Annotated in this window: 12 protein-coding genes; 5 read left to right on the top strand and 7 right to left on the bottom strand. The window is 66.5% G+C overall.

Annotated features, from left to right (window positions below; translation table 11 throughout):
- Window positions 1-28: 28 nt before the first annotated feature.
- The 6 genes from IGS74_RS05100 to IGS74_RS05075 all read right to left on the bottom strand — a co-directional run bounded on the left by IGS74_RS05100 (window position 29) and on the right by IGS74_RS05075 (window position 7,337).
- Window positions 29-1,312, bottom strand: a complete 1,284-nt coding sequence (locus IGS74_RS05100) for an ABC transporter substrate-binding protein (protein WP_192389887.1) — start codon at window positions 1,310-1,312, stop codon at window positions 29-31.
- A 48-nt stretch (window positions 1,313-1,360) separates the two neighbouring features.
- Entirely contained in the window at window positions 1,361-2,182 is an 822-nt protein-coding gene (locus IGS74_RS05095; protein WP_192389886.1) for a carbohydrate ABC transporter permease, read from the bottom strand.
- Complete coding sequence (locus tag IGS74_RS05090) at window positions 2,179-3,105, bottom strand: sugar ABC transporter permease (RefSeq protein WP_192389885.1); 927 nt, start codon at window positions 3,103-3,105, stop codon at window positions 2,179-2,181. The genes IGS74_RS05095 and IGS74_RS05090 overlap by 4 nt, the downstream gene beginning before the upstream one ends.
- Window positions 3,102-4,241, bottom strand: coding sequence for an ABC transporter ATP-binding protein (locus IGS74_RS05085; RefSeq protein WP_192389884.1), 1,140 nt, complete (start codon window positions 4,239-4,241; stop codon window positions 3,102-3,104). The genes IGS74_RS05090 and IGS74_RS05085 overlap by 4 nt, the downstream gene beginning before the upstream one ends.
- Before the next feature lie 98 nt (window positions 4,242-4,339).
- Window positions 4,340-6,610, bottom strand: a complete 2,271-nt coding sequence (locus IGS74_RS05080; protein WP_192389883.1) for a heavy metal translocating P-type ATPase — start codon at window positions 6,608-6,610, stop codon at window positions 4,340-4,342.
- Between the two features lie 136 nt (window positions 6,611-6,746).
- Window positions 6,747-7,337 carry a TetR/AcrR family transcriptional regulator gene (locus tag IGS74_RS05075; RefSeq protein WP_192389881.1) on the bottom strand — a complete coding sequence of 197 codons (591 nt, stop codon included), beginning with the start codon at window positions 7,335-7,337 and terminating at the stop codon, window positions 6,747-6,749.
- A gap of 220 nt (window positions 7,338-7,557) precedes the next feature.
- Here IGS74_RS05075 and IGS74_RS05070 point away from each other — a divergent pair, with 220 nt between their 5' ends.
- Window positions 7,558-8,778: an efflux RND transporter periplasmic adaptor subunit gene (locus IGS74_RS05070; protein ID WP_192389879.1), complete on the top strand. Its 1,221-nt coding sequence runs from the start codon at window positions 7,558-7,560 to the stop codon at window positions 8,776-8,778.
- On the top strand, window positions 8,775-11,960 hold the full coding sequence (locus IGS74_RS05065; RefSeq protein WP_192389877.1) for a multidrug efflux RND transporter permease subunit: 3,186 nt from the start codon (window positions 8,775-8,777) through the stop codon (window positions 11,958-11,960). Before IGS74_RS05070 ends, IGS74_RS05065 begins: the two co-directional genes overlap by 4 nt.
- On the opposite strand, the gene uxuA is transcribed toward IGS74_RS05065, so the two are convergent.
- Window positions 11,914-13,134 carry a mannonate dehydratase gene (gene uxuA, locus IGS74_RS05060; protein WP_192389875.1) on the bottom strand — a complete coding sequence of 407 codons (1,221 nt, stop codon included), beginning with the start codon at window positions 13,132-13,134 and terminating at the stop codon, window positions 11,914-11,916. The genes IGS74_RS05065 and uxuA overlap by 47 nt on opposite strands.
- A gap of 116 nt (window positions 13,135-13,250) precedes the next feature.
- Here uxuA and IGS74_RS05055 point away from each other — a divergent pair, with 116 nt between their 5' ends.
- From IGS74_RS05055 to IGS74_RS05045, 3 genes are all read left to right on the top strand, one after another.
- Window positions 13,251-13,949: a GntR family transcriptional regulator gene (locus tag IGS74_RS05055; protein ID WP_246722945.1), complete on the top strand. Its 699-nt coding sequence runs from the start codon at window positions 13,251-13,253 to the stop codon at window positions 13,947-13,949.
- A gap of 30 nt (window positions 13,950-13,979) precedes the next feature.
- A complete protein-coding gene (locus IGS74_RS05050; RefSeq protein WP_192389871.1) occupies window positions 13,980-14,951 on the top strand; it encodes a TRAP transporter substrate-binding protein in 972 nt (323 codons plus the stop codon).
- Window positions 14,952-15,015: 64 nt separating this feature from the next.
- Window positions 15,016-15,522 (top strand): TRAP transporter small permease subunit, encoded by a 507-nt coding sequence (locus tag IGS74_RS05045; RefSeq protein WP_192389869.1) that lies wholly within the window; start codon window positions 15,016-15,018, stop codon window positions 15,520-15,522.

Genomic DNA, 15,522 nt, shown 5'->3' with positions numbered 1-15,522 from the left:
GCCGCGCGCGCCCGTCCCGGTTCCCGGGTCACTTCATCAGGGCGTTCGTCTGCGCGACGATCTCCTTCAGGCCGTCTTCCGGCGTCACCTCGCCGCGCATGACGGTGCCGATGATGTCGCGTTGCGTGCGCCAGATGCGCACGGAGTCACCGCCCGGATACCCGGCCCAGGGCAGCGAGCGGTCGGCCTGCAGCGACGCCGTTTCGACATTGGGGTTCTTGGCATAATAGGGCGCAAGGTAATCCGGACCGGTCGCGCGCTTGTTGGTCGGCAGGTAGCCGGTGATGCGCACGATCTGGTTCTGCGCCTCGGCACCGGTGATCCACTTCAGGTATTTCCACGCAGCCTGCTGGAGCGCAGGGTCCTGCGTCAGGATGACGGCCGAGTTGCCACCGGTCGGCACGCCGCCAGTCTCCTTGTTCTCCAGCGGGAAGGTGGCGGTGGTCAGCTCGAACCGCTCGCCCACCAGCCCCTCGATGGTCTGGACATGGGCGGGGGTGGAAAAGATGAAGCCCGTCAATCCGGCCCCGAACTGCTGGCGGGACTGATCCCAGTCCAGCATCTCCTGGCCGCCTTCCGTCACGAAGCGGCGCACCAGCTTCATGGCGTTCAATCCCGTTTCGCCGTCGAACGCGACGGTGCCGGTCTGTGCGTCGACAAGCGTGCCGCCCTGCTGGAAGATCAGCGCCTGCCACAGCCAGTCGTCCGGCCAGCCGCCGATATCGTATCCCATACCGGCATAGCGCGGGTCGAGCGCGTCGATCTTCGCGGCCAGGTCGATGAGGCCATCGAACGTGTCGGGCATGTTGTCCGGGTCGCCGCCCGCCTGCCGCACCAGGTCGGCGTTGACATAGACGATGGGGGAGGAAGCGTTGACCGGGAGGCCGTATTGCTTGCCGTCGATCTGGCCGAGCGCCGCCATCTTGGGCGTATAGTTCTCATCCAGGAACGCCTGTCCGCCCTCCGCCTCGATAAAGGGCGCCAGATCGGTGATCTGCGAGCGGGGCGCCAGGGCGCCGACGAGCTCGGCCGTCAGGTTGTAGCCGGAGAAGTAGACGTCCGGCAGGTTACCGGTGACGGCGGCCCGCAGCACCTGCTGCTGACCCTCGTTGTACCCGGCAGCGGGCGCCAGGAAGTTGATCTTGATGTCCGGGTTCGCCGCCATGAACTGGTCGGCCAGCGGCTGGTGGAATTTGGTGAAGCCGGGCAGGTTGTAGAGAACCTGCAACTCCACGGGCTCGGCGCGAGCGATGCCCGGAAGCGTCAGGCCAAGCGCCAGCGCGCCGGCCACGATGCGGGTGGGAAGCGACATGTCGATATCTCCTGTCGATAGGTCGGACGGCTTTTTCCCGCCGTCCGGTTACTTGACGCCGGTCATGGTGATTCCGGCGATGAAGTGCCGCCGCGCCATCAGGAAGCAGACGACCATGGGGGCGGTGATCAGAGTGGCGCCGGCCATCAGCGCGCCGTAGTTGGCTCCGGACTCGACATCCGAGAAAAACAGCATGCCCAGCGGCGGCGGCGCGAGATTGGTGTCCGATACGACGATCATCGGCCAGTAGAGGTCGTTCCAGTGCGCAACGACCGAAAACACCGAGAAGGCCGCAAGCGACGGCAGCGCACCGCGCAGCACGAGCCGCCAGCAGATCTCCATTTCGGAGAAGCCGTCCATCCTGGCCGCTTCGATGATCTCGTCCGGGTAGCTGCGGAACGCCTGGCGAAACAGGAAGATGGCGAAAACCGACAGGAAGAAGGGCAGCATCATCGCGAAATAGCTGTTCAGCATCTGCGTCATGGCCAGGCCGACGAAGAGCGGCAGCGCCAGCGCCTGCATCGGGATGCACAGGGCGGCGATGACCAGCGTCATCAAAAGCCGCCTTCCCGGAAATGGAAGCTTTGCCAGCGCATAGGCAGCCGGCACCGCCGTCAGCACCTGCACCGCAAGAATGCCGATGCAGACGATGGCACCATTGAGCATGAAGCGCCCCATCGGCACCTGCCCGGCGGCACGCGCATAATTGTCGACGGCATCGGACGGCGAGATGGACGGCCACAACGAGACATCGAATATCTCGGCCGGCGAGCGCAGCGAGGTCAGGACCATCCAGTAGAAGGGCAGAAGCATGGCCGCTGCGCCGACAGCCAGGGCGAGAAAGCGAAAGAACTGGCCGGAGCGGGTCATCGGTAGTGCACCTTCCGGTCCATCGAGATCGTCTGGCCGATGGACAGCACGAGCACCAGTGCCAGGAAGATCAGCGTCAGCGCCGCGGCATAGCCGGTGTTGGCGTATTCGAAGCCTTCGAGATACAGCGCGTAGAGCACCGTTTCCGAGCCCGAACGCCCCTTCGTCAGCACCGCGACGGTTTCGAACACCTTGAGCGCCGATATGGAGGTGGTGACCACGACGAACATCGTGATCGGCCCCAGCATCGGCCATGTCACCGTCAGGAACCGGTCGATCGGGCTTTTCGCGCCGTCCAGCCGTGCGGCCTCGTAGAGATCCTGCGGAATGTTCGTCAGCCCCGCCAGGAACAGCACCATGTTGAACCCGAGCACCTGCCAGATGCCGATCAGCGCCAGGGTCGGGATCAGCAGGACGGGATTGGACAGGAAGTAGACGGGGTCGAGGCCCAGCGACCTGATTGCCGCGTTGACCGGCCCGAGCGATGGGTGCAGCAGGAACTGCCATACCGTCGCCATGGCGACGAGGGTGGCCGTGACGGGCAGGAAATAGGCGACCTCCCAGAAAGGCCGGCTGCGTTTGGTTCCGTCCACCAGCAGCGCCGCCCCGAGGCCGAGACCGACTCCGAAGGGGATGACGATCAAGGCATAGAGAAGCGTGTTGCCCATGGCCCGTATGAAGACGGGATCGGAAAAGGCGGCCGCGAAGTTGTCAAGGCCGACGAAGCCGAAGGTCAGTGCACCCAGCTGATAATCGGTGACGGAAAAGGCGCCCAACGCCGCCATCGGCAGGATATAGATGCCCAGCAGAAGAAGCATCGCGGGCGCGGCGAAGGCCAGCCCGACCCAGCGGCGACGCGCCGGACGACGGGCCGCGGTGGCGGGTGCGGCGGCACCGGACAGGGCGATGTCGGCGGCGCTCATGCGGCCACCTTCTCGCGCGTCCGGGCTTCCAGCCGCCGGCCGGAAGCATCGAAAAGGTGGACACGCCGCCGGTCGAACGCGATCCAGGCGGTACCGTCGCCATCCATGGGCAGGCTGTCACCGACACGCGTACGCATGGTGATCTCGGCACCGTCTTCCACGAGCAGCGTCAGATAGCGGTCCGCCCCATGGATTTCGCTGCGGATCACCCGCGCCGGCATGCCATCGGTGGCAAAGCGCACGTCTTCCGGCCGGATGCAGAGGGTGCAGGAGCCGCGCGCTTCCTCGCAGGCAATACCGAGCCTGTAGCCGAACACGCCGATCTGCCCGCCGGTGTCGACGGTCGCCGGAACGGCATTGATGGTGGGTGTGCCGATGAAGCGGGCGACGGCAAGGCTGTCGGGACGTTCGTACAGCTCGGCCGGCGTGCCCAGCTGCAGGATCCGCCCGCCTTCCATGAGCGCAATGCGATCGGACATGGTCATCGCTTCGGTCTGGTCGTGCGTGACGTAGATGAAGGTCGCGCCGAGACGCCGGTGCAGCCCTGCGAGCTCGTCGCGCATATGGGCGCGCAGCTTGGCGTCGAGGTTCGACAACGGCTCGTCCATCAGGAAAGCGGCCGGCTGGCGCACCAGCGCTCGGGCCAGGGCGACGCGCTGCCGCTGGCCGCCCGAAAGCTGGGCTGGCCGCCGGTCCAGAAGAGGCTCGATCCGCAGCGTCCGGGCGGCTTCCTCCACTTCGGCGTCGATGGCGCGCATTGCGGCGCGGCGGCCCGGCGCAAGACGGCCGGCAAGCGGCAGGCGCGCGAAGGCCGACAGTCGCCGCATGCGCAGCGGCGTCGCGATGTTCTGCCGGACCGTCATGTGCGGATACAGCGCATAGGACTGGAACACCATGGCCAGGTTGCGGTCGCTCGGATCGCGGTCGGTCACCGTTTCGCCGCCGATGGCGACGGACCCGCTGTCCGGCGCTTCCAGCCCCGCGATCAGCCGCAGAAGGGTCGATTTTCCGCAGCCCGACATGCCGACCAGCGACAGGAACTCGCCGGCACGCACGCTGAGGTCGATGCCCTTCAGCACCTCTTCCGAGCCGAACCGCTTGCCGATCCCGACAAGCTCCACCGATTGCGCCGACATGCCTTGCTCCTAACCTTTGGTGGAGCCATATCGGCCGGTTCCATGACGGGCGCATGAAGCTATTGCGGCGGTTCCATGAAAGGCGGTTGCAGTCCCGGCTATTGGTGAGAGCGCTCCCGCGTCGGATCGAAGCCCAGAAGACGCAAGGCGTTCAACGTCACCAGCACGGTGGCGCCGGTATCCGCCAGGATGGCGATCCATAGGCCGGTGATGCCCAGGACGGACGTCACCAGGAATACGGCCTTCAATCCCAGCGCGATGGCCACGTTCTGGTGGATGTTGCCCATGGTGGCGCGCGCCAGCCGGATAAGCGCCGGCACATCCACCACCCTGTCGCGCAGGATCGCCGCGTCGGCCGTTTCCAGTGCCACGTCCGTGCCTGACCCCATCGCAACGCCGACGGCCGCCTGCTTGAGGGCCGGCGCGTCGTTGATGCCGTCGCCGATCATCATGACGCCGCCTTGTGCGCCGATCTCGCGCACCGTCGCCAGCTTGTCCTCCGGCATCATTCCGGCCTTGAAGTCCACGCCGAGGCCGCCGGCGACCGCCTTGGCGGTACGGGGGTTGTCGCCGGTCAGCATCACCGCGCCGACGCCCATCCTCTGCAACTGGCCGATGGCATCCCGCGCGTCCTCGCGCGCCTCGTCGCGCAAGGCCAGGATGCCCAGCGGACGCCCCTCCCGGTAGACGGCGACGACCGTCTTGCCTTCGGTTTCCATCGTCTCGGCCAGCTCTGCGCCTTCGGCATCGATGCCGCCTTCGGTCGCGGCATGGCGCGGCGAGGCGACGACGGCGCGCGCACCGTCGACCATCGCCTCGGCGCCCTTGCCCGGCATGGCCCGTGCGTTGGCGGCGGACATCGCCGCGACGTCGTCGGCGCCCGCGCGCTTCAGCACCGCCCGTGCCAGCGGATGGCTCGAGCCGGCTTCGACCGCGGCCGCGACGGCCAGAAGCTCGGCCGCCTCCACCCCGGCGGCGGGGCGGACGTCCACCACCTCCGGCCTGCCATGCGTGAGGGTGCCCGTCTTGTCGAAGGCCACCATTCGCACCGCCGAGGTTGCCTCGATGACCGCGCCGCCCTTCATCAGAAGGCCCTTGCGCGCCCCGGCCGACAGCGACGAGGCGATGGATGCGGGCACGGAAATGACCAGGGCGCAGGGGCAGCCGATCAGAAGCAGGGCAAGCCCGCGATAGACCCAAATGTCCCAGTCCGCACCGGAAGCCAGCGGCGGAACCAGCACGACCAAAGCGGCGAGCGCCACGATGGCCGGCATGTACCAGCGGCTGAACCGGTCAATGAAGCGCTCGGTGGGCGCCCGCGCCTCTTCCGCGTCCTCCACCAGGCGGATGATGCGGGCAATGGTGTTGTCGGACGGCTCCTTCGTCACCGTGACGCGCAGGACCGCCTCGGTATTGATGGAACCGGCAAAAACGGCTTCCCCCGGCCCCTTCGTCAGCGGCACGCTTTCGCCCGTCACCGGGCTCTCGTCGATGCCGCTCGTGCCATCGGCGATCTCGCCGTCGGCGGGGATCCGGTCGCCGGGACGCACCAGCACCGTCTGGCCGATGCGCAGGGTGTCGGCCGCCACCTCACGCGTGGTGCCGCCAACGTCCAGAAGAGCCGTCTTGGGCACAAGGTCGGCCAGCGCCCGGATGCCGTCCCGCGCCTTGCCGGCCGCGACGCCCTCCAGCACTTCGCCGACCGCGAAGAGAAATACGACGAGCGCGGCTTCCTCGGCCGCGCCGATCCACAAGGCGCCGACCACCGCGATGGTCATGAGGCTTTCGATGGTGAAGGGCTGGCCCATACGCGCCGCCGCGAAGGCGCGGCGCGCGACGGGCGCCACCCCGATCAGACACGCCGCCAGGAACGCCCAGTAGCCGTAGCTGGCGCCCACAAGCATCTCGATAGCCCAGGCGCAGGCCAGCAAAGCCCCCGTCAGCAGAACGAGGCGGCCTTTCGCGGTCTGGAACCAGCGCCTGCCCCGTTCGGCGGGGTCATCATGGACGTGCCTGCCATGCACGGCATCCCCCGCCGCGTGGTCATGATCGTGGTGATGGCCTGCCGCGTCGGCGGCGGCATGGCCACCGCAACACGCCCCGGCGTCGCCTTGCTTTTCATGGTCCTGGACGGCCCCGCTGTCGCGCGGGGTGATGCCGTAGCCGAGCCGGCGGACCGCATTTTCCACATCGGCATCCGTGCCGACGCCGGGAAGGAGATCGAGCGAGAGACGCTCGCTCATCAGACCGACCCTGACTTCGGAGACGCCCGGCAGCCGGCCGAGCGCATTCTGGACCTTGGTCGCGCAGGAAGCGCAGTCCATCCCCGTGATCGTCCATTCCCGCCGTTGCACGCTATCGTCTCTCATCGAACCCGTCCCGAATGCAGGGGCCGCAACGCACGCGGCCATCATGATCCGGGAGTTTGCTTCCTATAGCGACTAGAGGAGCAAGCGAAAAATCATCGGGCCTGGCGGATGGACGGTTGCCGGTCGGTAAGCCGGCTCACGCCGGCGGCCAGGTCCGTATGGTCATCTCCACCACCTGGCGCAGGTCTTCCTTGCTGGCGCCGCTGGCCGCCTGGACCGCGATGCCGTTGGCGACCGTCATGACGTATCGCGCAAGACCCTCGGGATCGGCGCTGTCAGGCAGGTCGCCCGCGGCTTTCCACTCCTGCATGCGGCGGCAGAGCGCGGCTTCGCTTTCGGCGCGCCGGTCGCACAGCTCCCGCCGGATGGTTTCGCTGGCCTCGCTGCAGACGAGTGCGCCCTGCACCATCAGGCAGCCCTTGGGCTTGTCATCCTCGGCGCCGACACCGGCGAAGCCGAGCAGAAGCATCTCGATCGCACGGCGCGAGGTGGGCTCGTTCAAGGCATCGCAGGCGGTATCCGAACGGCGCGACGCGTAGCGATCCAGCGCCTTGCGGAACAATTCCTCCTTGTTGCCGAACACGGCGTACAGGCTTGGCTTGGCGATGCCCATCGCTTCCGTCAGGTCTGACAGCGAAGTCCCTTCATAGCCCTGGCGCCAGAACAGCTCCATCGCCCTGTCGAGGGCCACATCGGGATCGAATTCCCGCGGACGGCCGACTCCCATCGCATTATTCCTTTCCTGCCTGCCAAGCCGATGTCGTCAAATTTTATACCTATCGGTAAATTAGTCCGTTGACACTTCGGTTCCAAGCCCCTAACTCATTTCTTACCGATCGGTAATCAACATTCTCACCGGTGCCCGGCCTCGTCTTCCGGGCATGGACCGCTGGCGCTTGGCGTCAGCCGGCCGACACTCGTCTTCACTCCATTATCAGGAAAACGCCATGTCCAGCATCCGCAGAATTGTGAACTGGGTTGTCGGCATTTTCGCCACGCTCGCAACGCTGGCTTTCTTCATCGTCCTGCTCGGCATCGGATTCGTCGGGCGCAACGCCGGGGCGGATACGCTGCAAGCAGAGCAGGCTGTGGCCGTGCCGGCCTCCGTGGCTCGCGTCGAGCGCCGGCCGGTAAAACTCTGGACACGCTATTCGGGAAGGCTCGAAGCCGTCGAACGGGTCGAAATCCGCTCCCGCGTCGAGGGTGCCGTCGAGGCCGCCCATTTCCGCGAGGGCAGCCTTGTGGAAAAGGGCGCGCCGCTTCTCACCATCGATCCGGCACCCTACCAGGCCGCGGTCTCACGCGCGCAATCCGAGCTCGAGGCCGCCAAGGCGCGGCTTGCCTATGCCCGCGGCGAACTGCAGCGCGGCGCGCAGCTTCAAGGCAACCGCACGATCGCCATTTCGGAATACGAGCGGCGCGTCCAGGCGAGCCTGGAGGCCGAGGCGCAACTGGCCTCGGCGGAGGCAACGCTGCGCAGCGCGCGGCTCGACCTTGCCTATACGAACATTCGCGCACCGGTTTCCGGGCGTATCGGACGGCTGGAGGTGACGACGGGCAACCTCGTGTCAGCAGGCGCCGGCTCGCCGGTTCTGGCGCGCATGGTTTCCGTCGATCCGATCTATGCCAGCTTCGATGCGGACGAGGCGACGGTCGACCATCTTCTCTCGGCCCCCGGCGCGCTGGAGCGCGTGCCGGTGGAAATGGACCTGGCGGGCGGCGCCACGGTCGAGGGTCATATCCAGCTGATCGACCCGAGCGTCGATCCGGCCAACGGTACGGTGGGTATCCGCGTGGCGTTCTCCAACGCGGACGGCGCGCTACTGCCGGGCCAGTTCGCCAGGATCCGCCTGGGCGAAGCGAACGCGGCGCCGGCCATACTGGTGGCCGAACGCGCCGTCGGCACCGACCAGGACAAGCGCTACGTGCTGGTGGTCGGTGAAAACGACATGGTGGAATACCGCAGCGTCAAGCTCGGCCGCGCCTCGGGCGACATGCGGGTCGTGGAAAGCGGACTCTCGGAGAACGAGCGGATCGTCGTCAACGGCCTGCAACGCCTGCGCCCCGGCGCCCGCGTCGAGCCGCAGATGGTGTCGATGGAAACGGGGCAGCCGCTGTCCACCCGGACGGCCGAGGCGGAACCCGCAAACGGACGAACCCAGCCATGAACATCTCGCGATTCTTCATCGACCGGCCGGTCTTTGCCGGTGTCCTGTCCTTCCTGATCTTTCTGGGCGGGCTCCTGTCCATCTTCGCCCTGCCGATCAGCGAATACCCGGACGTCGTGCCACCCTCTATCGTGGTGCGCGCCACCTATCCGGGCGCCAACCCGGCGGTGATCGCCGAGACGGTGGCGACCCCGCTGGAAGAGCAGGTCAACGGCGTCGAAGACATGCTCTACATGTCCAGCCAGACGACGACGGACGGCGTCATGCAGCTGACCGTCACCTTCCGCATCGGCACCGACCCGGACCAGGCGCAGCAGCTCGTGCAGAACCGCGTCGCCCAGGCCGAACCGCGCCTGCCCGAGGAGGTGCGCCGCCTCGGCGTCACCGTCATCAAATCATCTCCCGACCTGATGCTCGTGGTGCACCTGACCTCGCCCAACGGGCGCTATGACCTGACCTACCTTCGCAACTACGCCCTTATCAACGTGCGCGACCGGTTGGCGCGCGTGGAGGGCATGGGGCAGGTGCAACTGTTCGGCTCCGGCGATTATTCCATGCGCATCTGGCTCGATCCGGAGAAGACGGCGGCGCGCGGCCTGTCGGCCAGCGACGTGGTGCAAGCCGTACGGGAGCAGAACATTCAGGCGGCCGCCGGCGTCATCGGCGCGTCGCCCAGCGTGCCGGGCGTCGAATTCCAGCTTTCGGTCAACGCGCAGGGCCGACTGAAGGATGTCGAGGAATTTTCCAATATCATCGTGCGCACGGACCCGGAAACAGGCGCGCTGACGCGCATCCGCGACATCGGCCGGGTGGAGCTCGGCGCCAGCGACTATGCGCTGCGCTCGCTTCTGTCCAACGAGCCGGCCGTCGCCATACCGGTCTTCCAGGCTCCCGGCTCCAACGCGATCGCCATCGCGGACGAGGTCCGCTCCATCATGGCCGAGATCAAGCAGACCATGCCCGAGGGCATCGACTACGAGATCGTCTACGATACGACGCAGTTCGTGCGGGCATCCATCGAGGCGGTCGTCGATACGTTGCTGGAAGCGATTCTCCTGGTCGTGCTGGTGGTCATCGTCTTCCTGCAGACCTGGCGCGCCTCGATCATTCCCCTCCTGGCCGTGCCCGTATCGATCGTCGGCACCTTCGCGGTCATGTATTTCCTGGGATTCTCGATCAACGCGCTGAGCCTGTTCGGCCTCGTGCTGGCCATCGGCATCGTCGTCGACGACGCCATCGTGGTGGTTGAGAACGTCGAGCGCAACATCGAGAACGGCCTTGCTCCACGCGAGGCCACCTACAAGGCCATGAGCGAGGTGTCGGGCCCGATCATCGCCATCGCACTGGTGCTGGTGGCCGTCTTCGTGCCGCTGGCTTTCATTTCTGGCCTCACGGGGCAGTTCTACCGGCAGTTCGCGCTGACGCTCGCCATCTCCACCGTCATCTCGGCCTTCAACTCGCTGACATTGTCTCCCGCGCTGGCGGCGTTGCTGCTGCGCGGTCACGACGCCCCGAAGGATCGCCTCACGCGGTTCCTGGACCGGACTCTCGGCTGGTTCTTTCGCGGCTTCAACCGCTTCTTCGGGGCAAGTTCCAGGCGCTACGGCAACGGGGTGGGCGGCGTCATTTCCCGCAAGGGCATCACGCTGGGGCTCTACGTCCTGATGGTGGCCATGACCGCGGTGCTGTTCAACTCCGTGCCCGGCGGCTTCGTTCCGGCGCAGGACAAGCAGTATCTCGTCGGGTTCGCGCAGCTACCCGATGGCGCCTCGCTCGACCGGACGGAAGAGGTGGTGCGCGCCATGGGCGACATCGCGCTGGAGACGCCGGGCGTGGAAAGCACCATCGCCTTCCCCGGCCTGTCGATCAATGGCTTCACCAACTCGTCCAATGCCGGCGTGGTGTTCCTGGCCCTCGACCCGTTCGAGGACAGGAAGACGGCAGAGCTTTCGGCCGGCGCCATCGCGCAGAACCTCAACGGCCGCTTCGCCGGGATCGAAGAGGCCTTCACGGCCATCTTCCCGCCGCCGCCGGTGCAGGGGCTCGGCACGATCGGCGGCTTCAAGCTGCAGATCGAGGATCGGGCCGGCAACGGCTTCCAGGCCCTCGACGATACGGTAAAGGCGTTTCTGGCAGGGGCGCAGCAGGCGCCTGAACTCGTCGGCCTCTTCACCGGGTACGGCATCGACGTGCCGCAGCTTTTCGCCGATGTGGACAGGGCCCGCGCCCGCCAGCTGGACGTCCCCATCACCGAGATCTTCAACACGCTGCAGATCTATCTCGGCTCGCTCTACGTCAACGACTTCAACCAGTTCGGCCGGACCTATTCGGTCCGTGTCCAGGCCGACGCACCCTATCGCGCGCGGGCCGAGGACATTGGCGCCCTGAAGGTGCGGTCCAACACCGGCGAGATGATCCCGCTGTCGGCCCTGATGAATGTCGAGCTGGTGTCCGGGCCGGAGCGCGCCTTGCGCTACAACGGTTTCCTGTCGGCCGACGTCAACGGCAACGCCGCGCCCGGCTATTCGAGCGGACAGGCGCAAGAGGCGGTGGAACGCATCGCGGCGGAAACGCTGCCGCCCGGCTTCTCCTTCGAATGGACGGAGCTGACCTACCAGGAGATCATCGCCGGCAATTCGGGTGTGATCATTTTCCCGCTCGCGCTTCTCCTGGTCTTCCTGGTTCTGGCCGCCCAGTACGAAAGCCTGACCCTGCCGATAGCGATCCTGCTGATCGTGCCGGCCGGGCTGTTCTCGGCGCTCGCCGGCATCTGGCTCACCGGGGGCGACAACAATATCTTCACGCAGATCGGCCTGATCGTGCTTGTCGGATTATCGGCCAAGAACGCCATCCTGATCGTGGAGTTCGCCCGCGAGCTGGAGGCCGAGGGGCGCAGCGCCAGAGACGCCGCCATAGAGGCGGCGCGGCTGCGGCTGCGGCCGATCCTGATGACGTCGCTGGCCTTCATCATGGGCGTGCTGCCGCTCGTCCTTTCGACGGGAGCCGGCGCGGAGATGCGCTCGGCCATGGGCATCGCCGTCTTCGCCGGTATGATCGGCGTCACGTTGATCGGCCTGTTCCTGACGCCGGTCTTCTACGTCCTGGTGCGCCGGCTTGCGCCGACGCGCCGCAAGGCTATGCCGGCCGCTGCGCCACTGACGGGTGAGTCAGTGCCGTCATGACGCCGCGAAGCTCCGCAAGGCCCTTCAGCCGCCCGATGATCGGGTAGCCGGGCTGCCCATCGCGGCCGAGATCGTCGACGATGTCCTGTCCATGATCCGGCCGCATGGGTATCTGGTGGTCCGCCCGGCCCTCGGCCCTGCGGCGCGCCTCTTCCGCCACGATCTCGGCGATCAGGGCCACCATGTCGGTGCCCCCGCCGAGATGCTCCGCTTCATGGAAGGATGCCGGCATGCCCGGCGTTTCCAGCGTCACGTTGCGCAGATGCAAGAAATGCACGCGCGGCGCAAAGCGCCGCATGATCGCCGGGATGTCGTTGTCGGGCCGCGCCCCGAGCGAGCCCGAGCAGAGCGTCATGCCGCTGGCCGGACTGTCCACCGCACCGAGGATGACGGCGTAGTCGTCGGCCGTCGACATGATGCGCGGCAGGCCCAGCAGCGGGAAAGGCGGGTCGTCGGGATGGCAGCAGAGCCGCATCCCCAGCCTTTCGGCCACCGGCGTCACCTCTTCCAGGAAGGCAATGAAGTTCGCCCGCAAGGCGTCCGCGCCGATGGAATCGTACTCGGCAAGGTGCTGCCTCACCTCCTGCGTGGTCATGCTTTCGGTGGAGCCGGGCAGACCGGCCGTGACATTGGCGGCCAGTTGACGCTTGCGCTCTTCGCTCATCCCCGCGAAACGCTCACCGGCCGCCTCGGCGACCTCGGGCCCGAAGCTTTCGGCAGCGCCGGCCCGCTGCAGGATGTGAATATCGAACGCGGCGAAATCGACATGGTCGAAGCGCATGGTCGTGCCGCCATGGCTCACGCGGAAGGCGAGGTCCGTGCGCGTCCAGTCCAGCACGGGCATGAAATTGTAGCAGATGGTCTGTAGCCCGGCAGCCGCGAGGTTTTCGAGGCTCACCTTGTAGTTCGCGATGTGGGCGCGCCAGTCGCCCTTCTGCTTCTTTATGGCTTCCGATACGGGCAGGCTCTCGACGATTTCCCAGGACAGGCCGGAAGCGCTGCCATCCTTCATCCGGGAAATTTCGCCCTGCCGCTTGCGGATTTCCTCATCGGTCCAGACCGCACCGGTCGACACGTGGTGCAAGGCACTGACGACTCCCTCCACGCCAGCCTGCCGCATGTCGTCGACCGAGGTCAGATCGTGCGGACCGAACCATCGCCAAGTCTGCCTCATCGGGCACTCTCCCATGTTCACCGGCCCCGGCAGGGACCGAACGAAGCGATTCTTAGACTAGAGTTGACTAGTATGGAAGTATGGAGACAATAGGAGCGAGGACGAGGAGGATTCGCGTGGGAGCAGGATCGGAGCGATCGGCCGTCGAGCTCGACGCCGACACCGCCATTGCGCCGCAGCTCTACGAAAGCTTGCGGGGACGGATCGTGCGCGCCGAGCTGCGTCCCGGCGAGATCATCTCCGAAACCGAGATCGCACGCGCCTACTCCGTGTCGCGGCAGCCCGTGCGCGAAGCCTTCATCAAGCTTGCCGAGGCAGGGCTTGTCAGGGTTCGGCCGCAACGGGGCACGATGGTCAGTCCAATAACGGCGGAGGCGGTCACCGAGGCGCGCTTCGTACGCGAGGCGATCGAGTCCGATGTCGTACGCGCGGCGGCCGCCCGTGCCGACGGCAACGACGCCCGCCGGCTGCTGGCCCAGATCGACGACCAGAAGCGTGTCGCCGAGGACGACGTCGCCGCCTTCATGAAACTCGACGAGCTGTTCCACCGCACGCTGGCAGAGATTGCCGGCGTGCCCTTCGCCTGGCGCGTGGTGGAAGACGTCAAGGCGCAGATGGACCGCATCCGCTACCTCAGCGTCGAGGAGATGCATGTGCGCCGGCTGATCGCCCAGCACGAAACCATAGCGCGAGCCATCGAGGCGGCCGACGCCGCCGCCGCGGAGGAGGCCATGCGCGGGCACCTGCGCGAAATCCTGCGCTCGCTTCCGGATATCGCCGCGGCCCATCCCGACCTGTTCGGGAAGGGCGGCTGAACTTTCGAACGCATCTTCAGGGAGGATTTCATGACAACGGGTTTCAAGACGGGTATCGCGGGGCTGATCGTGGCGCTGGCGACAGGCACGGGCGCATTGGCGCAGGATCTGACGCTCAAGCTCGGCCATCTCGCCAATGAGCAGAACTCCTGGCACAAGGCGGCGCTTCGTTTCGGCGAGGAGGTCAAGGCGCGGACCGACGGGCGCATCGTCGTCGAAGTCTACCCGAACGACTCGCTCGGCCGCGAGATCGACCTGATCAACGGCATGCAGCTCGGCACGGTGGAGATGACCATCACCGGCGAGAGCCTGCAGAACTGGGCGCCGATGGCGGCCCTGCTGGCCCTGCCCTACGCCTACCAGACGCTGGAAGAAATGGACGCGGTCGCGTCCGGCGACATCGGCGACCAGATCGAGGCGCAGATCGTCGAGCGGGCCCAGGTACGCCCCCTCGCCTATTTTGCGCGCGGCCCGCGCAACCTGACCGCCAACCGGGCGATCACCACGCCGGACGAACTCCAGCGCATGCGCATGCGCGTGCCCAACGTGCCGCTGTTCGTGGATACGTGGACCGCGCTCGGTGCCTTGCCGACGCCCATGGCCTTCTCGGAGGTATTCACCTCGCTCCAGAACGGCACGATCGCCGGCCAGGAGAATCCGCTCGCGCTTATCCAGAGCGCCTCGTTCAATGAGGTGCAGAGCCATGTGAACATGACCGAGCATGTCCGTTCCTGGATCTATCTGGCGATCGCGGAGCAGGTCTGGAGCCAGCTCGAAGAAGCGGACCAGGCGCACCTTATCGAAGCTGCGAAGATTGCGCAGGAATTCGAGCGCGAGCAGTTCCTGGCCGACGAGGAAGCGATCCGCGCCGACCTGGAGGCCAAAGGCATGACCTTCGTGGAAGTGGACCAGGCGGCCTTTGCCGAAAAGGCGCGCCAGCCCGTGATCGACTCCGTCGACGCTGAAATCCGTCCGACGGTCGAAGAGCTGTTCGCCCGCTGATCCGAAGCGCGCGATGGCCTGGAAATACGCTCAGGCCATCGCGCGAAACGCATGGGGATCGCCAATGCACTTCCTGAACCTCCTTTCGCGCCTTCTGGTCACGACCACCCGCAGCCTCGTCGGACTTGCCTTCTTCGGGCTGATCGTCGTCGTCACGCTGCAGATCGCCACGCGAACCTTCGGCCTGCCATCGCCGGTCTGGACGGAAGAGCTGTCGCGCATCCTTCTCCTTTACATGGTCGCCTTCGGCATCGGCCTGTCGCTGATGACCGGCGAGTTCGTCGCGGTGGACCTCCTGCAGGAAGCGGTGCCCGAACGCGCCTCCTGGTGGATGCGCCTGGTGGCGCTGGCCGCCACTGCGCTGCTGGCGGCAACGATGATCTGGCCGGCATGGCGCTTCGTGCAGATCGGCGCCTTCCAGCGGTCGCCCGCCCTCCGCGTCACGATGGACATGGTCCATGCCAGCGTCTTCGTGCTGGCGGTCCTTCTGTTTTTCTTTTCCGCCCTGCGGGTCGTCGGCATGCTGACCGGCGCCGATGACGGGCGTCCGCAACGGCCAGAGGAAGCCTGA

The organism is Aureimonas sp. OT7 (assembly GCF_014844055.1).
GTDB classification, from domain to species: domain Bacteria; phylum Pseudomonadota; class Alphaproteobacteria; order Rhizobiales; family Rhizobiaceae; genus Aureimonas; species Aureimonas altamirensis_A.
The sequence above is the reverse complement of the archived record's forward strand: the minus strand, read 5'-3'. Positions and strand labels throughout refer to the sequence as shown.